The 21,288-nt window shown below is 51.5% G+C and carries 21 protein-coding genes; 6 read left to right on the plus strand and 15 right to left on the minus strand.

The window, feature by feature from the left end; all coding sequences use genetic code 11:
- Positions 1 to 19: 19 nt before the first annotated feature.
- The 5 genes from SU32_RS12045 to rimM form a co-directional block, all read right to left on the minus strand.
- A complete protein-coding gene (locus SU32_RS12045; protein WP_082376691.1) occupies positions 20 to 847 on the minus strand; it encodes an amino acid ABC transporter permease in 828 nt (275 codons plus the stop codon).
- An 18-nt stretch (positions 848 to 865) separates the two neighbouring features.
- Complete coding sequence (locus SU32_RS12050; protein ID WP_053999625.1) at positions 866 to 1,669, minus strand: transporter substrate-binding domain-containing protein; 804 nt, start codon at positions 1,667 to 1,669, stop codon at positions 866 to 868.
- A 156-nt stretch (positions 1,670 to 1,825) separates the two neighbouring features.
- Positions 1,826 to 2,356 (minus strand): 50S ribosomal protein L19, encoded by a 531-nt coding sequence (gene rplS / locus SU32_RS12055; RefSeq protein WP_053999626.1) that lies wholly within the window; start codon positions 2,354 to 2,356, stop codon positions 1,826 to 1,828.
- A 180-nt stretch (positions 2,357 to 2,536) separates the two neighbouring features.
- Complete coding sequence (trmD, locus tag SU32_RS12060; protein WP_053999627.1) at positions 2,537 to 3,244, minus strand: tRNA (guanosine(37)-N1)-methyltransferase TrmD; 708 nt, start codon at positions 3,242 to 3,244, stop codon at positions 2,537 to 2,539.
- The gene (gene rimM / locus SU32_RS12065; RefSeq protein WP_053999673.1) at positions 3,241 to 3,852 is read right to left on the minus strand and encodes a ribosome maturation factor RimM; all 612 of its coding nucleotides are present in this window, start codon (positions 3,850 to 3,852) and stop codon (positions 3,241 to 3,243) included. The genes trmD and rimM overlap by 4 nt, the downstream gene beginning before the upstream one ends.
- A gap of 166 nt (positions 3,853 to 4,018) precedes the next feature.
- Here rimM and SU32_RS12070 point away from each other — a divergent pair, with 166 nt between their 5' ends.
- The 6 genes from SU32_RS12070 (at position 4,019) to SU32_RS12095 (ending at position 8,921) form a co-directional block, all read left to right on the plus strand.
- Positions 4,019 to 4,858 (plus strand): hypothetical protein, encoded by an 840-nt coding sequence (locus SU32_RS12070; RefSeq protein WP_053999628.1) that lies wholly within the window; start codon positions 4,019 to 4,021, stop codon positions 4,856 to 4,858.
- A 76-nt stretch (positions 4,859 to 4,934) separates the two neighbouring features.
- On the plus strand, positions 4,935 to 5,888 hold the full coding sequence (locus SU32_RS12075; RefSeq protein ID WP_053999629.1) for a tyrosine recombinase XerC: 954 nt from the start codon (positions 4,935 to 4,937) through the stop codon (positions 5,886 to 5,888).
- A 72-nt stretch (positions 5,889 to 5,960) separates the two neighbouring features.
- Positions 5,961 to 7,055: a TraB/GumN family protein gene (locus SU32_RS12080; RefSeq protein ID WP_053999630.1), complete on the plus strand. Its 1,095-nt coding sequence runs from the start codon at positions 5,961 to 5,963 to the stop codon at positions 7,053 to 7,055.
- An 81-nt stretch (positions 7,056 to 7,136) separates the two neighbouring features.
- The gene (locus SU32_RS12085; RefSeq protein WP_053999631.1) at positions 7,137 to 7,352 is read left to right on the plus strand and encodes a hypothetical protein; all 216 of its coding nucleotides are present in this window, start codon (positions 7,137 to 7,139) and stop codon (positions 7,350 to 7,352) included.
- Positions 7,353 to 7,645: 293 nt separating this feature from the next.
- Positions 7,646 to 8,251: a TetR/AcrR family transcriptional regulator gene (locus tag SU32_RS12090; protein ID WP_082376693.1), complete on the plus strand. Its 606-nt coding sequence runs from the start codon at positions 7,646 to 7,648 to the stop codon at positions 8,249 to 8,251.
- A gap of 1 nt (position 8,252) precedes the next feature.
- Positions 8,253 to 8,921 (plus strand): MBL fold metallo-hydrolase, encoded by a 669-nt coding sequence (locus tag SU32_RS12095; protein ID WP_053999633.1) that lies wholly within the window; start codon positions 8,253 to 8,255, stop codon positions 8,919 to 8,921.
- A gap of 245 nt (positions 8,922 to 9,166) precedes the next feature.
- Here the strand turns inward: SU32_RS12095 and SU32_RS12100 are convergent, their stop codons facing one another.
- The 10 genes from SU32_RS12100 to mdh form a co-directional block, all read right to left on the minus strand.
- Positions 9,167 to 10,801, minus strand: coding sequence for a BCCT family transporter (locus SU32_RS12100; protein ID WP_053999634.1), 1,635 nt, complete (start codon positions 10,799 to 10,801; stop codon positions 9,167 to 9,169).
- 219 nt (positions 10,802 to 11,020) lie between these two features.
- On the minus strand, positions 11,021 to 11,431 hold the full coding sequence (locus tag SU32_RS17120) for a DUF2867 domain-containing protein (protein WP_160316312.1): 411 nt from the start codon (positions 11,429 to 11,431) through the stop codon (positions 11,021 to 11,023).
- Between the two features lie 72 nt (positions 11,432 to 11,503).
- Positions 11,504 to 12,913 carry a dihydrolipoyl dehydrogenase gene (lpdA, locus tag SU32_RS12115; protein WP_053999637.1) on the minus strand — a complete coding sequence of 470 codons (1,410 nt, stop codon included), beginning with the start codon at positions 12,911 to 12,913 and terminating at the stop codon, positions 11,504 to 11,506.
- A 27-nt stretch (positions 12,914 to 12,940) separates the two neighbouring features.
- Positions 12,941 to 13,441: a hypothetical protein gene (locus tag SU32_RS12120; protein WP_053999638.1), complete on the minus strand. Its 501-nt coding sequence runs from the start codon at positions 13,439 to 13,441 to the stop codon at positions 12,941 to 12,943.
- 9 nt (positions 13,442 to 13,450) lie between these two features.
- A complete protein-coding gene (gene odhB, locus SU32_RS12125; protein WP_053999639.1) occupies positions 13,451 to 14,692 on the minus strand; it encodes a 2-oxoglutarate dehydrogenase complex dihydrolipoyllysine-residue succinyltransferase in 1,242 nt (413 codons plus the stop codon).
- Positions 14,693 to 14,729: 37 nt separating this feature from the next.
- Positions 14,730 to 17,720 carry a 2-oxoglutarate dehydrogenase E1 component gene (locus SU32_RS12130; protein ID WP_053999640.1) on the minus strand — a complete coding sequence of 997 codons (2,991 nt, stop codon included), beginning with the start codon at positions 17,718 to 17,720 and terminating at the stop codon, positions 14,730 to 14,732.
- Positions 17,721 to 17,830: 110 nt separating this feature from the next.
- Positions 17,831 to 18,751: a succinate--CoA ligase subunit alpha gene (sucD, locus tag SU32_RS12135; RefSeq protein WP_053999641.1), complete on the minus strand. Its 921-nt coding sequence runs from the start codon at positions 18,749 to 18,751 to the stop codon at positions 17,831 to 17,833.
- On the minus strand, positions 18,751 to 18,954 hold the full coding sequence (locus SU32_RS12140; RefSeq protein ID WP_053999642.1) for a hypothetical protein: 204 nt from the start codon (positions 18,952 to 18,954) through the stop codon (positions 18,751 to 18,753). The genes sucD and SU32_RS12140 overlap by 1 nt, the downstream gene beginning before the upstream one ends.
- A gap of 4 nt (positions 18,955 to 18,958) precedes the next feature.
- Positions 18,959 to 20,152, minus strand: coding sequence for an ADP-forming succinate--CoA ligase subunit beta (sucC, locus tag SU32_RS12145; RefSeq protein ID WP_053999643.1), 1,194 nt, complete (start codon positions 20,150 to 20,152; stop codon positions 18,959 to 18,961).
- A 64-nt stretch (positions 20,153 to 20,216) separates the two neighbouring features.
- Complete coding sequence (gene mdh, locus SU32_RS12150; protein ID WP_053999644.1) at positions 20,217 to 21,179, minus strand: malate dehydrogenase; 963 nt, start codon at positions 21,177 to 21,179, stop codon at positions 20,217 to 20,219.
- Positions 21,180 to 21,288: the final 109 nt, after the last annotated feature.

Here is a 21,288-nt window from a genome sequence, read left to right on the forward strand (position 1 = left end):
TTTTCCCTGCCGGAATTGTTCAGCGTTCTTGCGATTTACGCATTTTCTTTTCGATCTGGCGCAAGCCGAGGGACAATCCGATTGTCAGTACCAGATAGATATAGGCAACAATCGAATAGGTTTCGAAAAACCGGAAAGAGCCGGACGCATAGACCTTGCCCATCTGCGTCAGATCAGCAACGCCAAGCACGGACACAAGCGAAGAATCTTTCACCATTGCAACAAAATCATTGCCGAGCGGCGGCAAAATAGTGCGGATGGCCTGCGGAAAGACAATCAGGCGAAACCGCTGCCAGGGCGACAGGCCAAGCGCTTCGGCCGCTTCTACCTGCCCTTCATCAACCGAAAGAATACCGGCGCGAAATACTTCGGCAATAAAAGCGGAATAGCCGATCATCAGCGCCAGAATTGCCCGCCATATCAGCGGAATATCGCGGGTGCGGAACTCGCTTGTTATGCCGGCCTGCTGCAAGGGCTGTGTGACCGTATCGATAAGCCAGGCAAGAGCAGGCGCGCCGACAAAGGCAATATAAAAAAGCAGAACCAGCATCGGAATGCCGCGGATGACCTCGACATAAAACCGGGCGATTTGCCTGAGGACAATCGATTTTGAGAGCCCCATCAGCGCGAAAATCAAGCCCAGCAATGTCGCCAGCGCAAAGCCGACCAGCGTGACAAAGACGGTAATATATACGCCTTTGGAAACAGCATTGGCGATTTGCGTATAAAGACCATTGGTTGCAATGACATAGGCGATCGCAACGGCAATCAGCCCGAGAGCAACCAGCCAATAGGGAAAGTCGCCCGACTTTTTGCCCGGCGACTTGTGTTTTTCAGGGTTCAACAATTGCGGCTATATCCGGCTTTATTCGCCAAGCTTGTAGTCAAGGAACCATTTTTTATTAAGCGCATCAATCGTGCCGTCGGCCTTCATGGACGCAATCGCCGCGTTGACCGGCTCCACATATTCAGAGCCTTTCGGGAAAATAAAACCGAAATTGTCTGTGCCGAGTGCTTCGTCATAGAGCTTCAAACCACCGTCAGAGGCTTCGACATAACCTTTACCGGCAACACCGTCGGTTAGAACCACATCAACATCACCGGCGCGCAATGCCTGCACCGTTGCGCCGAATGTTTCCATCAACTTGATACGCGGGTTGGCTTCATCGCCGTCAAGCACGTCATAAACCGCGGTGTAAAACGGTGTTGTGCCGGGCTGTGCGCCCACCAAACCGTCTTCAAATGCGGCAAAGCTTTTAGAATCGGTAAAACGGTCTTCGTCGGCGCGAACCAGCATGAACATTTCAGACACCATGTAGGAATCCGAAAAGTCGACTTTTTCCTTGCGGTCTTCTTTGATTGAAATGCCTGTCATGCCCATGTCGTACTGGCCGTCGGAGACAGCCTGAATCATCGCATCCCATGAGGTATTCTGATATTCGATAGTAGCGTTCAGACGCTTGCCGATTTCTTCAACAGCATCATATTCCCAGCCGATCTGCTCGCCCGTTTTCGGGTCAATAAACTGAAGCGGCGGATAGGCATTTTCAGTCACAACAGTGATTGTCTTGCCGCCAAGATCAGGCAGGTCCTGCGCTGAAACACTGGGTACAACGGCAAGGGAAACAGCCAGAGCTGCCATAGATAAAAATAGGCGTTTGGTAATCATCAATAGTCTCCATCTGTCACAAAGAGAGTGGCTGTTTTCAGCTTATGCACAAAATGGACCGCGATGATATTCTGCGCAAGGTCTAACACCCGGATTCAACAAAAAAGGCGAACCTTTCGGTACGCCTTTCTTTCAAATTCGCAATTTACAAAAGACTTATGCGTCTTTGTTTTCTGCCGCTGCATTTGCTTCAGCTTCGGCTGCTGCGGCATCTGCTGCTGCTTTTTCAGCCGCAAGTGCTTCTGCTGCGGCAACTTTTTCCGCTTCCAAAGCCGCTTTCTGGTCAAGCATCGCCTGACGCTCAAGATCATTCAAACGCTTGGCGCGAACGCCGGTATTTTCTGTAATACGGGCTTTCTTACCGCGCAGGTTGCGCATGTAGTAAAGTTTCGCACGGCGTACTTTACCGCGGCGGACAATCTCAACAGCCTCAACCAAAGGTGAGTACATCGGGAACACACGCTCCACGCCTTCACCGTAAGAAATCTTGCGTACTGTGAAGTTTTCAGAAAGGCCGGCACCTGAACGGGCAATGCAAACGCCTTCGTAAGCCTGCAAACGTGTGCGCTTACCTTCTGTAACGCGAACCTGTACGCGAACAGTATCACCTGGAGAAAATTCCGGGAATGTGCGTTTTTCTTCGATCTTGGCGCGCTGCTCTTTTTCGAGCTGCTGAATGATATTCATCTGTCTATTCCTGTTCTTTTGAACCGCCAGAGCGCTCGACGAACGGCCCACAATAATCTTATCGTGCAGCCTGACCTTAAGGGTCGGAGCGGTAGTCATGCTCGTAATTGCTAAATGACGTAATACCGGATCTTTGCCCGATTTGAGCGCGCACATACATCAGTTAAGTGGCTTTGTCACCTATTTAGCTGCATTTTTATTGCGATAGGCTTGCCAAAGGTCCGGACGGCGTTCTTTGGTGAGCTCTTCGGCCTGTTTGCGCCGCCATTCTTCCACTTTGCCGTGGTTGCCCGATGACAATATATCCGGAATATTCAAACCCGCCCAGATGGCAGGCCGCGTATAATGCGGATGTTCCAACAAGCCGGTCTCAAAGCTTTCAGTCTCGCCGGAAATGTCATTGCCCATGACGCCGGGCAACAGCCGCACAACAGCGTCGAGCAGTACCTGAGCTGCCACTTCACCGCCCGATAAGATATAATCGCCGATTGAAACCTCTTCGAGGTCACGCGCATCAATCACCCGCTGGTCAAGTCCTTCAAAACGCCCGCAAACGATCACCACGCCCGGCCCGTCCTTGATTTCGCGCACACGCTCCTGTGTCAGCGGCTTGCCGCGCGGGCTCATCATCAGGCGCGGACGCGGATCATCCGGCAGGGACACGCTGTCGATCGCGCGGCCCACAACATCGGCGCGCAAGACCATGCCCGCCCCGCCGCCTGACGGCGTGTCATCCACATTCTTGTGTTTGCCTTCGGCAAAATCGCGGATTTGCGTGACCTCCAGATCCCACACACCGTTTTCCAGCGCCCGCCCCGCCAGTGAATGGCCAAGCGTGCCGGGAAACATGTCCGGATATAGCGTGAGAACCGATGCACGAAAGCTCATTGCTTTGCACCTTCGCCGTCAAAGCCCTCATTATCCGAATCGTTTTCACGTTCCTTGGAGCCTTCCGGCGGAACAATGATCTCCTTCGGCGGCATAAGCGTAATCGCCCAGCGCTCCATATCAATGGTCGGCACAACCGCTTTGGTGAACGGATAAAGCTCTGTTTTGTTTGAAAGACCACCATTCTCATTCAGCATGGCGATTTCAACCATATCGCCTGCCCCGAAATTCGGCACTGCCATGACCGCCCCGATATGATTGCCCTTGGCGTCAAGCACATCCATGCCGATCAGATCGTCGACATAAAACTCATCATCGTCCAGCGCATCATCGGGTAATTGCGACCGGTCGATAAAAAGCTCGGTGCCGTTGAGCGCTTCGGCAGCCGTGCGGTCTTTGACCTGCTTGAACGATACAACGACGACATTTTTCGCCATCCTTATATCGCTTACATCAAACGCACGGCCATCTTCGGCATATAAAGTGCCGTAATCACCCAGCGCTTCTGGGTCGGCCGTATAGCTTTTCACACGGCACTGGCCTTTGATACCATGCGCGGCACCAATGACGCCAAGAAGAACCGGATTTTCAAGATCGTTTTTACTCATACCGACCGGATAATGGTTTTTGAGGTTCAAGCCAATAGAGCAGATTTCAAAATGGTGAATAGCAAGAAAGTTTAAATATTCGGCACTCTTTAAAGCACTTCATCATAAAGCTGTGCCAATTGCAGTATGCGATATCAGGAAGCAACAGTGTGAAAGGAGGGCCAATATGATTTTATTTACAGCATTTGTCGTAACGGTAGCGCTCTTGCTTACACCGCTTGCTGCCGCGTTCCGTGTGGCTTTGTTTTATGCATTGATCATCTACATAATCTTGTGGTTGGAACCGCCATCGCGCCATGAAGGCGTCAATTATACACTCGGAATGCTGTTTCTTGGACTCATCCTTTTCGCGCAGTTTTCCCTCATTATAATTCGCGTACTTGTGCGTGAGTTTCGCGCTAAAGGTATGGTAGAACTCAAACCATACCCTGCTTCACCAATATTCTTCTATACCGACCTTTTGCTTGCCTGCAGTTTGGGCGGGCTCATCGGCGCCAAGATTTTCATTGCCATCGCGTGGACTTTGAGTACGGGTGACGGCGGCTTCAATGCACATTATTTGGTTACACTAATCGGCTTCACCCTCTTCTCGGGCACGTTGTGGCTGCTGGTGGTGATGTTCAAAAAGCATGGCCAATCACAATCAATTCTCATTGTTTCAGTATTTGCCGCGATATTTTTCTACCTGGCTATATTGTCGGTACTGGGTTCATTTTATCCAAGATATGTTGTCGGCAACGCAGCGAAAATAGCACGTGATAATCCTTACTGCATAATCCTCGAAAAACGGGGAACGACCGCCGAAGCGCTGGAAGAGTTTACCTTTTTCACGATGGACAAACAGCGGTACAACTACCATGCGACACTGACTGTGCATCGTGATGGTGAACGCTCACAATATTACTGGTCATACAGGTACGGGCGGTTCGTCAAAGACAAATTCACAACCCAACGCCAATGTAGTCCAATTCTTCACTTTGGCGAAAAACTCACCAAATACTCTTAAAGCGAGTCATCCGCTTCAAAAGAAGAGCCAGTAAAATTGCAACGATGCGGTAACCTTGCTGCGGTAGATTTGGCTCATGAACAAAGACCTGACCAACGCATCGCTTCTGCCCGCATCGCCAAAGCTTTTGGCGCATCGTTCCGCATGGCTAAAAAAACTGGCTCAGGAAAGGCGGCTGTCCGGCCATACAATTGAGGCCTATGAGCGCGACACACGCCAGTTTCTGTTTTTTATATCGGAACATGTCGGCGACACTGCTGATTTAAAATCAGTTGCCAATTTAAAGCCTATGGATTTGCGCGCTTTCCTCACGCGCCGCCGCCAAAATGGTGCAGGCGCACGCACATTGGGACGCGGCCTTGCCGGTGTGCGCTCGTTTCTGCGTTATCTGGAAAGCGCCGGTCTTGCCAATGCGACAGCAGCAAGCGCCATGCGCGCGCCGCGCCAGCCAAAATCCCTGCCCAAACCACTGACCGCATCCGATGCCATGCGTGTTGTTGCGGACGCCGACCAACTGGTTGAAGAGCCATGGGTGCGGGCGCGCAACATCGCTGTCTTGACGCTGCTTTATGGCTGTGGCCTGCGCCTTGGCGAAGCGCTTTCGCTCGATGGCACGGCCTTGCGCGACAGCACGGCAAAATCCATCGCGATCACCGGTAAAGGCAGCAAAACCAGAACCGTGCCGCTATTGCCGGTCGTGTTTAAAGCCGTCGAACAATACCGGCAGCTTTGCCCCTATAATCTTCATGAAGGCGCGCCAATGTTTCGCGGCGTTCGCGGCGGGGCTTTACAGCCCGCTGTCCTGCAACGTGATATGCGGCGTCTGCGCGGCGCACTGGGTTTGCCCGATAGCGCGACGCCGCACGCTTTGCGCCACTCCTTTGCAACCCATCTTTTGGCATCGGGGGGAGATTTGCGTACCATTCAGGAGCTTTTGGGCCATGCCAGCCTATCAACAACACAGGTCTATACCGGCGTTGACACCAAACATTTGCTCGATGCCTATCGCACCGCTCATCCGCGCGCCTGATTTTTTGAAGTTCAGACAATCGAAGCTTTTGCTTTAACCAAATAATCGTCTTTTCATGCGTAATGTGCTTCCATGAAAACACATCATACACGCACCGCCGCGATTGCAGATCGCCTGTCAGACGCCTCAATCATTATCATAGGCGCCATTCATGCGACTGTCTTTGCGATCACCATGCTGCTGGCATTTACTGTCACACAGGCAAAAGCCGAGGCTTCAGAAAAAAGCTGCGGCGGCAATAATCTCATGCAAAAAATCGCTGCGCAAAACCCTGAGCGCTTTAAAGCCATTGAAGATGAAGCGTCAAAAGTGCCGTTTGGCGAGGGGCTTTTGTTCAAGCTGGAAAAAGACGGTGTTGCCCCCTCTTATCTGTTTGGCACGATGCATATGACAGATCCGCGTGTTGTCTCATTGCCGCCCGCGGCCGATGCGGCGCTTGATGATGCTGACATCGTCGCGATTGAAAGCACAGAAATTCTCGACCCTGCGGCTGCACAGATGGCCTTAATGTCCAAGCCTGAACTGACCATGTTTGTCGGCGAAAAACGTCTTTCTGATTTTCTGGATGAGGCAGGCAAAGCTGTTCTGACCAAGGGGCTGGCCGAGCGCGGGATGCAGCTTGCCTTGATTGAACGGATGAAACCCTGGTTACTGACCGGCATGTTTGCCCTGCCCGAATGTGAGTTTGAACGCAAACAGGCAGGCGAATCCTTCCTTGATCTTGCGCTGGCAGAGCGTGCTGAACGCGATGGCAAGGAACTTGTCGGCCTTGAAACCCTGCTGGAACAGTTCAACGCGATGGCATCCCTGCCGATGGAGTTTCACGTTCAGGGCCTTATCGACACATTAGCGCTTGGCGATACGGTCAAGGATGTTACCGAGACAATGATCGTCCTTTATACTGAAGGCAAAACCGGCACCGTGTGGCCGATGCTGCGCGCTGTGGCGGAAGATGCCGGACAAGCTGATATTTCTGCCAGCGAAGGCTATGCGAAATTTGAAGAAACCATGGTCACCACGCGCAATAAAACAATGCTGGAACGTTCAATGCCACTTTTGGAGCGCGGCAATGCTTTCATCGCGGTGGGCGCACTGCATTTGCCGGGCGCAGAAGGTTTGGCCCAGCTTTATCAGGATGCCGGCTACACAGTCACAGCCATTCGATAAACTCCGATTCACTCCCAAAAGTTGAAAATTGGGAACCTTTTTATCCAGCCGCTGTTATTGGGGCATAAAAAGGAGAATATCATGGTTGACGAAAAGCGGGATACAACAGTCGTAAAGTCAGGCGGTAGCGGCGGATGGATCGTTGCTGTGCTTATTTTGCTCGCTGTCATTGGTGTCGGCGCCTATTTTTATACCGGTGGCGGTGCTGACGGAACACAAGACGTAAATATCAGTGTTGATGTGCCCGATGCAGTTGAAGAAGCTGTGCCGGACGCTCCGGCTCCGGATTCTAATTAATCAGCGCAATACATTTATGTATCAAAGGCCCGTATCTGCAAAGATATGGGCCTTTTTGTATTGTCAGACATTTCAAAACCGATAATCCGCCGAGCCTACAAACGCCTCAGTTTTTCATTTGTTGCTGTGGGCAGACACGAGGCTGTAGCAATTTATAGTTCACGCCTAACAATCATTTCGATAAATGATTGACCTCTACACATTCGGCTCCCCAGTTCCCTTAATTTTGCAGACTTGACTATTCCATCAGTTTTCCTCTATGTAAATTATAAATATTATGACTGGTCTACATAATGAGTGACACCAAATTAAAGCCGCGCAGCAAAAGAAAAGGTGCAGAGACGAAGGCTAAAATAATAGCCATCGCCATGGATTTGTTTCAGCGAAAGGGTTTTGCCGCCGTTGGGTTGAACGAACTTTGCGCTCAAGGCGATCTGCCAAAAGGCTCGCTTTATTTTCACTTCCCCAATGGCAAGAACGACATTGCTGTCGCGGTGATTAATGGCGCAAAAGATGCAATCGGCAATCGCATCGTGCAGATTGGAGATACCAGTGCCACACGGCAAGCTTTTGTCTCGGCTTTGGTTCAGGAATTCGCAGACGGCCTTGTCAATTCAGACTATGCAAAAGGGTGCCCCGTTGCCACTTTGGCTTTGGAAATGGGCGCTCAGGAACCAGACATCACCGCTGCTATTTCACAGTGCTACGGCCATTGGCAAAAACTGGTGGCAGAGAGACTGGTCGTTTTCGGTGTGGCTGACGATAAAGCGCCCGATCTGGCACAGTTTTGCTTTTGCGCTCTTGAAGGGGCGCTTATTCTGGCGCGCACGCAAAAATCGCTCCAGCCGCTTGAGCAAACAAAAAATCAACTGAACCTTATTTTGGGACTGGAGCAGTAATATGCACAAAATCGCAGACGATGTATTTCACATCCCGCTTATGCCGCGAAATCTCATTAATTGTTATGTCATTGACGGGGTTCTAATAGATGCAGGTATCCAAGGTTCAGGCCGAAAAATACTAAAATCCATTGAAGGGCATAATGTTACCAAACATGCATTAACCCACGCCCACGCCGATCACCAAGGTGCGAGCAAAAAGATTTGCAAAAAATTAAATATACCCCTGCTGACCTCACAAATTGAGCAAAGTAATGCGGAAACGGGTTTTGCCACGCGCAATTATCCGAATCCTAATGCGCTTATTCCACGTCTTCAGCAAAAACTCTGGGCAGGACCCGGCCACAAGGTGGGCCAAATTCTTCACGAGGGCGACATGGTTGGTGGTTTTGAAGTGATCGACACCCCCGGTCATGCGCCCGGACACATTTCATTCTTCCGGCGACGCGACGGCGTATTGATTGCGGGAGACACAATGATCAATATGAGCTTTTTAACCACTCTGGCTGGCTTGAGACTACCGCCTGCGGCCTTCACGACAGACAGAGAGCAAAATATCGCATCCATCAAAAAGCTACACGCATTAAAGCCGCGCATTATTTGCTTCGGCCACGGCCCTGTATTGAGGGATATGCAGAAATTCGATGATTTTGTCGGCAAACTTGCCTGAATGAATATTCTGGAAATAGAGACCGGCAATCAAGCGTTCTTGAAGGCATTAGAAACTACGTGCAGCGTCCTGCCGCAAAATAATATTGTCTTAAGGAACGAACCGGGCCATTGCGCGTTTAACAGGTACAAAACGCCAAATAATATCGCTTTGACCTCCAGTTAAAAGCTAAAACAAAATTGGCTCAACAAGAAGCCATAGGCGTTAAACCCGGTGATCTTCCCCAATCACCGGGTTTTTTGTTGTTATTTTTTGTCTTCGCGCAAACTCTGCATCAGGCCGATAAACAAGCTGACACACATTACAAGCAGAACGATTGCAAACGGGAAGCCGGTTGAAACCGCCATGGCCTGCAAGGCATTGAGCGCTTGACTGCCGCCCACCAGCAACAATGTCGCAGCAACGATGCCCTCGAATGTACACCAGAATACGCGCTGGGATACGGGCGCATCGGTCTTACCGCCGGCCGTAATGGTATCAATGACCAAAGAGCCAGAGTCAGACGAGGTGACAAAGAATACCAGCACAAGCACGATACCGATGAAGGATGTAATCCCTGCCAATGGCAATGGCTTGAGCATTTCGAACAGTTTCAGCTCCAATGCGGCATCTTTTACCGGTGCGGAAGCATCGGCCAGAACCTGACTGATTGCTGTGCCGCCAAATGCGCCCATCCACAACACGCTGATCGCGGTTGGAATGATAATCACGCAGAAGACAAACTCACGGATTGAGCGTCCGCGTGATACGCGGGCAATAAACATGCCCACAAATGGAGACCATGAAATCCACCATGCCCAGTAAAATGCCGTCCAGCCCTGACTGAAATTGGCATCCTCACGGCCAAACGGATTTGACAGCGGAATGAACTCTTTCACATAGGCTGCACCACCGGCAATCACTGTTTCAAAAATCGTCGCTGTCGGACCAACGAGAATGATGAACAGCAGCAGCAGGGCCGCCAGGCCGATATTGATTTCGGAAAGCAATTTAACGCCGCCATCCAGTCCGCGAAGAACAGATATAAGCGCAAGCGCTGTAATCGCCGCAATCAGGATAACTTTCGCAGCGCCGCCCGTTCCCCAGCCGAACAGATAGTTCAAGCCGGCAAGTGCCTGCTCTGTGCCAAATCCAAGCGATGTGGCAAGACCGAACAGGGTCGCAAATACCGCGGTAATATCAATGATATGGCCAGGCCAACCCCAAACGCGTTCACCCAGTACCGGATAAAATGCCGAACGCAATGTCAGCGGCAAACCACGGTTATAGGTAAAGAACGCGAGCGATAATGCCACAACCGCATAGATGGCCCACGGATGCAGCGCCCAGTGATAAATCGTTGCCGCCATACCAAGATTGCGTGCGGCAATCTCATCGCCCGCCGCAGCACCGAGCGGTGCCCAGTCTGTGCGCGCTCCGCCTTCTGCGGCTGTACCGCCAAGCGCGGATGCAAAGTGTGACATCGGTTCGGACACGCCAAAGAACATCAGGCCGATACCCATACCGGCAGCAAACAACATCGCAAACCAGCCAAGATAGCTGTAATCGGGCGTTGCCTCAGCGCCGCCCAAACGGATTTTGCCAAGCGGCGTCACCATTAAGACAATGCAGAAAAGCACAAAAATATTGCCGGCCAGCAGGAAGAACCAGTCAAATTGAGATGTTAATGCCGGACGCAACCAGCCGAAAAACTCAGCCGCACCTTCCTGAAACATTAATGTGACTAAGACAAAAGCCACCACCGAAAGGCCGGAAATAAGAAAAACCGGATTGTGAATATCCAACCCGAACGGATTGATGTTGTTTTGGCCAATTTCGTAATCAGTATCCACCGGGTGTGGAACGTCTTCTACGATTTCGCCAGCAGTTGGTTCTGCCATGATTAAACCCTCCTCAGTTTAACGCGGATGGGCTTTCCAAAGGATCTGAACAAACCCACCATCTACGAGGTTAGTGTATTATGCAGCCAACCCTTAACACCAGAATGCGAAGAATGAGACCCTCTGTGCGACAATTTGGTGGAAAAAAGGCAAGAAAACACGGTTTTGACACAAATCTAGTAAGCACGAACTCTTGCGCCCGGAATTTCTTACGCACAGTCAGGAGCTGTTTCGGCCCAAATTTGCGAGCGCGGACTTAATGATTCTGCGGTGAAACGGTAAAACCAACTGTAAATAATTGCGCCCCAGAGCATTATGGCGCCTAATAATGGTTTTAAGGCTGACTTCCTGGGCTTGTCCGTGCGGCTTTATCTCGATGACAATTCTGAAATCCAGATGCTTGTCATCCAAGCCTGCATAAACAACATTATCAGCCTCATGGATTACCGGGAAAATACCGATGCGGTCCTGCTCACTATTGTTACGCGCCCCTTTCAAACCAAAAGGGGCCACAAGAATTTGGCGCAAAAACAGCGCGGGATATGTCCATTTTTGGAAAAGCGACGATGATTGCATCACCGGCAGCACGTGCTGTATCAAAGGGCTGGTCCACAATGACGCTGTAGCCATCGGCCCAATCCCCATCCGGCAAAGCAGGATGGGGCAGGCCAACATCAATTTCGTGAACCTTATGGCGCGCCATTACATATGTATCGGCTTGCCAAATGCTGTTGCCAATGCGGCTTCACGCACAACTTCGCTCATCGTCGGGTGGGCATGGCATGTGCGCGCCAGATCTTCCGAAGACCCGCCAAATTCCATCAGCACAGCGGCTTCATGAATGATTTCACCGGCACCCTTACCGATAATATGAACACCAAGCACACGGTCGGTTTTCTTGTCAGCGAGGATTTTCACAAAACCGTCTGTCGCCAGCATGGCGCGGGCGCGGCCATTGGCCGTAAACGGGAACTTGCCGGCTGTATATTCAACGCCGTCGCTTTTCAGTTCTTCTTCGGTTTTACCGACAGAAGCCACTTCCGGCTCGGTGTAAACAACAGATGGAATGACGTCAAAATTCACATGGCCTTTCTGGCCTGCAAGAATTTCCGCAACGGCCATGCCTTCATCTTCGGCTTTGTGCGCCAGCATAGGGCCGACCACCACATCGCCTAGTGCATAGATGCCATCGACATTGGTTTTCCAATGACCGTCAATCGCCACGCGGCCACGGTCATCAAGCTTGACGCCTGCTTCTTCCAGCCCGAGATTTTCAGTATAAGGTTTGCGGCCTGTTGCAACCAGAACAATATCGGCTTTCAGTGTTTCAGCATCACCGCCTTTTGCCGGTTCGAACGTTACTTCCGCGCCTGATTTGCCTTTTTCAATACCGGTCACTTTAGCGCCCATTTTGAAATTCATGCCCTGTTTTTCAAGCATTTTCTGGAATTGCTTGGAAACGCTTTTGTCCATGCCGCCCAAAATCGTATCAAGATATTCAACAACGGTCACATTCGCGCCAAGACGCTGCCAGACAGAGCCAAGCTCAAGACCGATCACGCCGCCCCCGACAACGATAAGATTTTCCGGCACTTTTGCCAATTCCAGAGCGCCCGTTGATGACACGATGATTTTCTCGTCGATATCAACGTCCACGCCCGGAATACCGGCAACATCGGAACCGGTTGCGATGACGATATTTTTCGTTTCAAGGTTTTCATCCTTGCCGTCATCGCCGGTCACAACCACTTTGCCCGCACCGGCAATTTTGCCCGCGCCGGTAAACACATCGACTTTGTTTTTCTTCATCAGAAAAGCGACACCGTCGACATTGGCTTTAACGGTCGCATCCTTATGCGCCAGCATTGCTTTGAGATCGAGCTTTGGCTTGCCGACATTAACGCCGAGCGCAGCCATTGAATGGCCAGCCTCATGAAACACTTCAGAAGCGTGCAGCATCGCCTTGGATGGGATACATCCAACATTAAGGCAGGTGCCGCCGAGCGTTGCGCGTTTTTCAACAATCGCGGTTTTCAGGCCCAATTGTGCCGCTTTGATTGCACAAACATATCCGCCGGGACCGGAGCCGATTACAACCACATCATATGACATATCAAAATCCTTTCGCGCTTTTGCGCTTTATTCCATACAGCCCGAAAGCTGAAAAACTTCTGCCGGGCGCTTCGGCCCGCCTGTTTCTTTCCAAGCCGCGTGCATCCACACATCGGCGGTAAAATTCGGTAAAACAATTGATTCTGCGGCAGGCTTTCCCGTCGCAGGCAGTTCACTGATCAGGCCGTTACTATCAGCGCCGTAAACGACACTTTGATAAATGGTACAGCCATCCAGATCATCGAGCGGGATATCCCCGTCAGGACAGCCATAGCGCACGGTCATTTCCGCCTGCCCCAACCCATGGGTTTTCTCGACAAAAGCATCCAGAATAATAGGTGGTTCTTGTTCATCATGGGTTTGCAGTAAAAGACCGATCTGGTGGAAATCAGCGCTGCTATTGCCGCTGAACTCCAGAAGATTGCCATTGGCGGCTTTATAAACCGCCAGTTGCTGCGGGCAGGCAGCAAAGCTAGCGGACGGCACAATAGCCATCCAGAACCCAGCCATACCCGCAAGAAACTTCATGACAATGCCTTACAGATCAAGCACCAGACGTTCAGGGTCTTCTAGGCTTTCCTTGACACGCACAAGGAATGTCACCGCTTCCTTGCCGTCCACGATCCGGTGGTCATAGGAAAGCGCCAGATACATCATCGGGCGGATAACAACTTCACCGTTGATAGCAACAGGACGCTCCTGAATTTTGTGCATACCCAGAATACCGGACTGCGGTGCGTTCAGGATCGGCGATGACATCAGCGAGCCGTAAACGCCGCCGTTTGAAATCGTGAAAGTACCACCTTGCATGTCGCCCATGCCAAGCTGCCCGTCGCGTGCCGCTTTACCAAGGCGTCCGATTTCCTTTTCAACATCGGCAATACCCATCTGGTCGGCATCACGCACAACCGGCACCACAAGACCTTTTTCCGTACCCACGGCAACGCCGATGTGACAGAAATGCTTGTAGATAATGTCCGTGCCGTCAATCTCGGCATTCACTGCCGGAATTTCCTGCAATGCGTGGCAAACTGCTTTTGTAAAGAAGCCCATGAAGCCAAGCTTCACACCGTGTTTTTTCTCAAACAGGTCTTTGTACTTCTTGCGCATCTCCATAACGGCAGTCATGTCGACTTCATTGTAAGTCGTCAGCATTGCTGCGCTGTTTTGCGCGTCCTTCAAGCGCTTGGCAATTGTCTGGCGCAAACGTGTCATTTTCACACGCTCTTCACGCGAGGCATCATCACCGGAATCTGCACGGGGTGCCTTTGGCGCAGGTGCCGATGTTTCCGGCGCACGGTTCAACGCTTCAAGCACATCGCCTTTGAGCACCTGACCGCGCTTGCCCGATCCTTCAACGTCATCTTTGGACAGGTCATTTTCGTTCATCAGCTTGGCAGCGGAAGGCGCCGCCGGCATATCACCGGATTTGGCTTCCTTCATCGATTCAGTCTCGGTCTCTGAGCCTGATTTTGCAGGTTCCGCCTTTGCAGCCGCTTCTTCTTTCTTGTCGTCTTTTGGCGCATCAGCCGCCTTGCCGTCACCGGCTTCCATCATGCCAAGCAGGGCATCCACTTCAACAGTGTCGCCTTCCTGAGCGGTGATTTCAGTCAATGATCCCGCAGACGGTGCAGGCACTTCAAGTGTCACCTTGTCGGTTTCAAGTTCAACCAGTGTCTCGCCATCGCTGAACGCTTCACCGACCTTTTTGAACCATTTGCCAATTGTCGCTTCGGTAACAGATTCACCGAGGGTTGGTACGCGAATTTCTGTGGCCATTATTCTATCTCTCTTAAATTAAAATAAGTTGGTCAGCTTACTCAGACAAAGCATCATCAAGGAAAGCCGCAAGTTGCGCTTTATGCGTGGACATCAAGCCGGTTGCCGTGGAGGCCGATGCGGCACGCCCCGTGTAGCGGATACGCTGGTGCTTGGCATTGATATGCGCCAGCACCCATTCCAGATACGGGTCAATGAACGACCATGCGCCCATATTCTTCGGTTCTTCCTGACACCAGACCATTTCTGCGTTTTTAAAGCGTGACAATTCATTGATCAGCGCTTTGGCAGGGAACGGGTAAAGCTGCTCGATGCGTAGCAAATACACATCATTGATGCCGCGCGCTGTACGCTCTTCCTCAAGATCGTAATAAACCTTGCCCGAACAAAGAACGACACGGCGTATCTTGCTGTCGGTGACCAGCTTGATCTCATGGTCCTTGCGGTATTCCGCATCATCCCAAAGCAAGCGGTGGAACGCGCTTTCACCGGACATTTCCGCCAGCGTCGACGTTGCCTTTTTATGACGCAGCAATGATTTCGGCGTCATCAAAATCAGCGGCTTGCGGAAATTACGCTTCATCTGGCGGCGCAGAATATGGAAATAGTTTGCCGGTGTCGTACAGTTCGCCACCTGCATATTGTCTTCCGCACACATTTGCAGAAAACGCTCCAGACGCGCCGATGAATGCTCCGGTCCCTGACCTTCATAGCCATGCGGCAACAGGCAAACGAGACCGCACATACGCAGCCATTTGCGCTCGCCCGAAGAGATGAACTGGTCAAAGACCACCTGCGCACCATTGGCAAAATCACCGAACTGCGCTTCCCACAATGTCAGACCGTTCGGCTCTGCCAGAGCATAGCCATATTCGAAACCAAGCACGGCTTCCTCGGAAAGCATGGAGTTGATGACTTCATAGCGCGCCTGTCCGGCTTTGATATTGTTCAAAGGCGTGTAGCGGGTTTCATTTTCCTGATCGTAAAGCACCGAATGGCGCTGCGAGAATGTACCGCGCTCGCAATCCTGACCGGAAAGGCGCACGCCATAGCCTTCAAGCGCAAGCGATCCGAAGGCCAGCGCTTCGCCCATGGCCCAGTCGATACCTTCGCCGGTATCAACCATTTTCGCGCGGTTATCCATGAAGCGCTGAATGGTTCTGTGGACCTTCAGATCATCGGGAACCACAGAGAGCTTTTTGCCGATCTCTTTAAGCGTTTTCATCGCCACGGCAGTCTTGCCGACGCGGCGCTCATCTTCATTGTTAGCACGTGCCAAACCGGACCATGCCCCGTCCAGCCAGTCCGCCTTGTTCGGTTTGTACTCGTCGCCCGCCTGAAACTCCTGTTCCAAATGCTCGCGCCATTCGGTTTTAAGCTTGTCGACGCCATCTTTTGACAGAACGCCGTCAGCGGCCAGCTTTTCAGAGTATAGCGAAACCGTTGTCTCGTGACTGCGGATGTTCTTGTACATCAACGGCTGCGTGAACGAAGGCTCGTCACCTTCATTGTGGCCAAAGCGGCGGTAACAGAACATGTCGATCACCACCGGCTTATGGAACTTCATGCGGAATTCGATCGCAATCTTGGCCGCATAAACCACCGCTTCGGGATCATCGCCGTTCACATGGAAAATCGGCGCTTCGATCATCTTTGCGACATCGGACGGATAAGGCGACGAACGCGAGAAATACGGGTTCGTTGTAAAGCCGATCTGGTTGTTGACGATGAAATGGATTGTACCGGCAACACGGTGACCGCGCAGCGCCGACAGACCAAGACATTCAGGCACAACACCCTGTCCGGCAAAAGCCGCATCACCATGCAGCAGCAATGGCAGAACTTTTACACGTTCAACAAGCGGTACGATTTCAGCACGGTGCGAACCGCCCGCCAACTGGTCCTGCTTGGCACGGGCTTTGCCCATCACCACAGGGTTGACGATTTCAAGGTGCGACGGGTTGGCGGTCAGCGACAAATGAACGGTATTGCCGTCAAATTCGCGGTCCGACGAAGCGCCGAGGTGATATTTCACATCACCTGAACCTTCCACATCATCGGTCATGAACGAGCCGCCCTTGAACTCGTTAAACAGCGCGCGGTGCGGTTTGCCCATCACTTGTGTCAGCACATTGAGACGGCCGCGGTGCGGCATACCCAGAACAATGTCCTGAAGCCCAAGCTGGCCGCCGCGCTTGATGATCTGCTCCAGTGCAGGAATCAGCGATTCACCGCCATCAAGGCCGAAACGTTTTGTGCCCTTGTAACGCACATCCAGAAACTGTTCGAAGCCTTCGGCCTCGACCAATTTTTGCATAATCGCCTTTTTGCCTTCATCGGTAAAATGAGCGCCCTTGTCCGGTCCTTCGATGCGCTCCTGCAACCAGAGCTTTTCTTCAGGATTGGACATATGCATGAACTCGACACCCATAGTGCCGCAGTAAGTGCGCTTACAAATATCGACGATCTCGCGCACGGTCGCATATTCAAGCCCGAGCACATTGTCGATGAAGATTTTGCGGTCGTAGTCTTCTTCTTTGAAGCCGTAAGACGCCGGATGCAACTCCTGATAATCTTCACGTGTACCGGCAATACCCAGCGGGTCGAGATTGGCGTGCAAATGCCCGCGCATCCGGTATGCACGGATCATCATGATCGCGCGTACAGAATCGCGTGTCGCGCGCAAAACATCTGTGTCGGACAATTTGCCCGGAGCCACTGCCGCCTTGTCTTTAATTTTCTTTTCTATCTGCGCTTCAACCGCACTCCAATTGCCATCAAGCGCGGAGGTCAGTTCACCATTGGGGTCAACCGGCCAGTTATCGCGCTCCCATGATGCGCCCTGCGCGTTTTTGCGGATATCTTCCGGCGCATCCTTCAAATCCTTGAAGAACTCCTGCCAGTCATCGGAAACCGATGACGGATTGTCCTGATATTGCGCGTAAAGCTCTTCAATATAGTGGGCATTCCCACCATACAAAAATGAGGTCAGCGCCATTATGTCGTTTTGATTATCGGTGCGTGCCATGTCGATCGCCTTGCTTTCAGGATCATCCGCAGTTCACAAAAAGGGTTTCCCCTTGGTTTTCTTCCCCCGTAAAAATCGGGGGAAGCGATATTGATTGGCTGCCAGCCAACTTAGCCCTTCAAAACAGCCACGAGTGTTTCGCCAAGCTTTGCCGGTGATGGTGAAACGCGGATACCCGCATCTTCCATCGCCTTGATTTTGTCTTCCGCGCCGCCTTTACCGCCGGAAATCACCGCGCCGGCATGACCCATCGTGCGCCCTGGAGGCGCTGTGCGGCCTGCAATAAAGCCGACCATTGGTTTCGAGCGGCCTTTTGCGGCCTGTTCTTTGAGCCATTCGCAGGCATCTTCTTCCGCAGAACCGCCGATTTCACCAATCATGATGATGGATTCTGTTTCAGGATCATCGAGGAACAGATCGAGCATGTCGATAAATTCAGAACCCTTGACCGGATCGCCGCCAATACCGACCGCCGATGACTGGCCAAGACCTTCATTGGTTGTCTGGAACACTGCTTCATAAGTCAGCGTGCCTGAACGGCTCAAAATACCAACAGAACCCTTTTTGAAGATGTTGCCCGGCATAATGCCGATTTTACATTCATCCGGTGTCATAACACCCGGGCAGTTCGGACCAACAAGACGTGATTTCGATTTATCGAGCTTGGCTTTAACCTCAACCATATCCATCACTGGAATACCTTCGGTGATACAGATAATCAGCGGGATTTTGGCTTCAATCGCTTCGATGATTGCAGCGCCCGCGCCTGCCGGTGGAACGTAAATCACAGAGGCATTGGCTTTGGTTGCCTTTTTGGCTTCCGCAACGCTGGCAAAAATCGGCAATTCGGTACCGGCAGCTTCACCCGCGCCTTCGCCCGCTGTCCAGGTTTCACCACCTTTTTTCGGGTGAATACCGGCAACCATTTTTGTGCCAAAATAGGCAAGAGCCTGTTCCGTGTGGAATGTGCCGGTTTTACCGGTTAGTCCCTGGACAAGAATTTTTGTATTTTTGTCTATTAGAATGGACATTAGTTTCGGTCCTTTAAGAGCTGTTTGATCTCACGAAGCTCGGCAATCATTTCGCGGTTCGTATCCGCTATTTCTTGGTTCACCGTGTTCACTTCATGAACATGTTTTTGATAATGACGGTTCGTCGCACGCATAACGAAGAACAGCCCTGCGAACAGAACAATAAAAGGAAGTATTGATCCGATCAGAGGGCCAGTTTCCATCAGCTTAGCCTTTGATCGCTTTCACGATTTTCTGAGCCGCATCATCAAGATCATCGGCCGCGATCACATCAACATCTGAATCATTGATGATCTGCTTGCCTTTCTCGACATTGGTGCCCTCAAGGCGCACGACCAGCGGCACTTTAAGACCGACATCTTTAACCGCCTTCACAACACCTTCGGCAATCACATCACACTTCATGATGCCGCCGAAAATATTGACCAGAATGCCTTTGACCTTCGGGTCGGCTGTGATGATTTTAAACGCTGCGGTCACTTTTTCAGTTGTCGCGCCGCCGCCCACATCGAGGAAGTTAGCCGGCTCTTCACCATATTGTTTGATGATGTCCATGGTTGCCATCGCCAGACCGGCACCATTGACCATGCAGCCGATATTGCCGTCGAGCGCAACATAGGCAAGATCGTGTTTGGAGGCTTCGATCTCTTTTTCGTCTTCTTCGCTCAAATCACGCAAAGCCATAATGTCGTCATGGCGGAACAATGCGTTGCCATCAAAAGAAACCTTCGCGTCAAGAACACGCAAACGGCCGTCTTTCATGACGATCAGCGGGTTTACTTCCAGAAGCGACATATCTTTCTCGGTGAACGCTTTATAAAGGATCGGGAAAAGCTCCATGCCGTCCTTGGCCGCATCCTTTGTCAGCTTCAATGCGCGGTTAAGCTTGCGCGAATCGGCATCGGTCATGCCTTTGATCGGGTCGATCGGCAGTGTGAAGATTTTCTCAGGTGTTTCTTCCGCAACCGCTTCAATGTCCATGCCGCCTTCTGTGGAAACCACAAAGGCAGGGCGGCCGACCGTGCGGTCGATCAGGATGGAAAGATAAAGCTCGCGGTCAATATCCGCGCCGTCTTCAATGTAAAGACGGTTGACCTGCTTGCCTTCAGGACCGGTCTGTTTTGTGACCAGCGTATTGCCGAGCATTTCCTTGACGTTTTGTACGACTTCTTCAACCGAACGCGCAAGACGCACACCGCCCGCAGCATCATCGCCAAGCTCTTTGAACTTGCCTTTACCGCGGCCACCGGCATGAATTTGACTTTTAACCACATAGAGCGGTCCGGGCATTTTCTTTGCCCATTCTTCAGCCTGCTCGGCAGAGTAGATGGCGACACCACCGGCAATCGGTGCGCCGTATGAGTGCAGAAGGCGCTTTGCCTGATATTCGTGAATGTTCATTTTTGAACGTCCTGTCGTTTAAATGAATAAAGAAAAAGCGGGCCGCGCGGCCCGCTTTCAAAACTTACTTGAGGTTGGGCGCGATATTTTCGCACGCTTCGCAAAGACCGGCGACGCTTTCGACTGAATTGTCAAACATTTTCTGCTCGGACTTGTTAAGGTCAATCTCGATGATACGCTCGACACCGCCAGCGCCAATCACAGTCGGCACGCCTACATACATGTCTTTTACGCCGTATTGTCCGGACAAATGCGCCGCACATGGCAGAACGCGTTTTTTGTCTTTCAGATAGGCTTCCGCCATCATCACGGCGGATGATGCCGGTGCGTAATAGGCAGAACCTGTTTTCAACAGACCGACAATTTCACCGCCGCCTGAACGTGTACGCTGAACGATTTCTTCAATACGCTCTTTCGTTGTCCAGCCCATTTTGATCAGGTCCGGAATATTGATGCCTGCAACAGTTGAGTAACGTGTCAGCGGCACCATTGTGTCGCCATGGCCGCCAAGAACGAATGTGTTGATGTCCTCAACAGACACATTGAACTCTTCGGCAAGGAAGTAGCTGAAGCGCGCTGAATCAAGAACGCCCGCCATGCCGCAAACTTTGTTTTTCGGCAGGCCTGAGAATTTCTGCAATGCCCAGACCATCGCGTCCAGCGGGTTTGTGATACAGATAACGAATGCGTCAGGCGCGTATTTCTTAATGCCTGCGCCGACCTGCTCCATCACTTTCAGATTGATGCCCAGAAGGTCATCGCGGCTCATGCCCGGCTTGCGCGGCACACCGGCAGTGACGATACATACGTCAGCACCCTTGATTGCTTCATAATCATTGGCGCCGGTGAATTTTGCGTCAAATCCGTCAACCGGGGAGGATTCTGCAATATCAAGGCCTTTGCCTTGCGGGATGCCTTCCGAAATGTCGAAAAGAACAACATCGCCGAGTTCTTTCAGGCCGATCATGTGAGCCAGAGTGCCACCGATCATACCTGAGCCGATAAGTGCAATTTTATTGCGTGCCATAATGATAGTTTTCCAAATCGCTTGTGGTTATCAAGGTGCGAAAAAAGGCACTGGCAAAGCAAGGCACTCTCCCGCAGTTCCAGTGTTGGTGACTCGCATTGAATAAAAA

Source organism: Ahrensia marina, assembly GCF_001293565.1.
In the GTDB taxonomy this organism is placed as follows: domain Bacteria; phylum Pseudomonadota; class Alphaproteobacteria; order Rhizobiales; family Rhizobiaceae; genus Ahrensia; species Ahrensia marina.

What these genes read in the sequence shown, in the direction of transcription:
- SU32_RS12050 (WP_053999625.1), bottom strand. Translation starts at nt 1,669, where the DNA reads ATGATTACCAAACGCCTATTTTTATCTATGGCAGCTCTGGCTGTTTCC.
- rplS (WP_053999626.1), bottom strand. Translation starts at nt 2,356, where the DNA reads ATGAATATCATTCAGCAGCTCGAAAAAGAGCAGCGCGCCAAGATCGAA.
- trmD (WP_053999627.1), bottom strand. Translation starts at nt 3,244, where the DNA reads ATGAGCTTTCGTGCATCGGTTCTCACGCTATATCCGGACATGTTTCCC.
- rimM (WP_053999673.1), bottom strand. Translation starts at nt 3,852, where the DNA reads ATGAGTAAAAACGATCTTGAAAATCCGGTTCTTCTTGGCGTCATTGGT.
- SU32_RS12070 (WP_053999628.1), top strand. Translation starts at nt 4,019, where the DNA reads ATGATTTTATTTACAGCATTTGTCGTAACGGTAGCGCTCTTGCTTACA.
- SU32_RS12075 (WP_053999629.1), top strand. Translation starts at nt 4,935, where the DNA reads ATGAACAAAGACCTGACCAACGCATCGCTTCTGCCCGCATCGCCAAAG.
- SU32_RS12080 (WP_053999630.1), top strand. Translation starts at nt 5,961, where the DNA reads ATGAAAACACATCATACACGCACCGCCGCGATTGCAGATCGCCTGTCA.
- SU32_RS12085 (WP_053999631.1), top strand. Translation starts at nt 7,137, where the DNA reads ATGGTTGACGAAAAGCGGGATACAACAGTCGTAAAGTCAGGCGGTAGC.
- SU32_RS12090 (WP_082376693.1), top strand. Translation starts at nt 7,646, where the DNA reads ATGAGTGACACCAAATTAAAGCCGCGCAGCAAAAGAAAAGGTGCAGAG.
- SU32_RS12095 (WP_053999633.1), top strand. Translation starts at nt 8,253, where the DNA reads ATGCACAAAATCGCAGACGATGTATTTCACATCCCGCTTATGCCGCGA.
- SU32_RS12100 (WP_053999634.1), bottom strand. Translation starts at nt 10,801, where the DNA reads ATGGCAGAACCAACTGCTGGCGAAATCGTAGAAGACGTTCCACACCCG.
- SU32_RS17120 (WP_160316312.1), bottom strand. Translation starts at nt 11,431, where the DNA reads ATGGCTACAGCGTCATTGTGGACCAGCCCTTTGATACAGCACGTGCTG.
- lpdA (WP_053999637.1), bottom strand. Translation starts at nt 12,913, where the DNA reads ATGTCATATGATGTGGTTGTAATCGGCTCCGGTCCCGGCGGATATGTT.
- SU32_RS12120 (WP_053999638.1), bottom strand. Translation starts at nt 13,441, where the DNA reads ATGAAGTTTCTTGCGGGTATGGCTGGGTTCTGGATGGCTATTGTGCCG.
- odhB (WP_053999639.1), bottom strand. Translation starts at nt 14,692, where the DNA reads ATGGCCACAGAAATTCGCGTACCAACCCTCGGTGAATCTGTTACCGAA.
- SU32_RS12130 (WP_053999640.1), bottom strand. Translation starts at nt 17,720, where the DNA reads ATGGCACGCACCGATAATCAAAACGACATAATGGCGCTGACCTCATTT.
- sucD (WP_053999641.1), bottom strand. Translation starts at nt 18,751, where the DNA reads ATGTCCATTCTAATAGACAAAAATACAAAAATTCTTGTCCAGGGACTA.
- SU32_RS12140 (WP_053999642.1), bottom strand. Translation starts at nt 18,954, where the DNA reads ATGGAAACTGGCCCTCTGATCGGATCAATACTTCCTTTTATTGTTCTG.
- sucC (WP_053999643.1), bottom strand. Translation starts at nt 20,152, where the DNA reads ATGAACATTCACGAATATCAGGCAAAGCGCCTTCTGCACTCATACGGC.
- mdh (WP_053999644.1), bottom strand. Translation starts at nt 21,179, where the DNA reads ATGGCACGCAATAAAATTGCACTTATCGGCTCAGGTATGATCGGTGGC.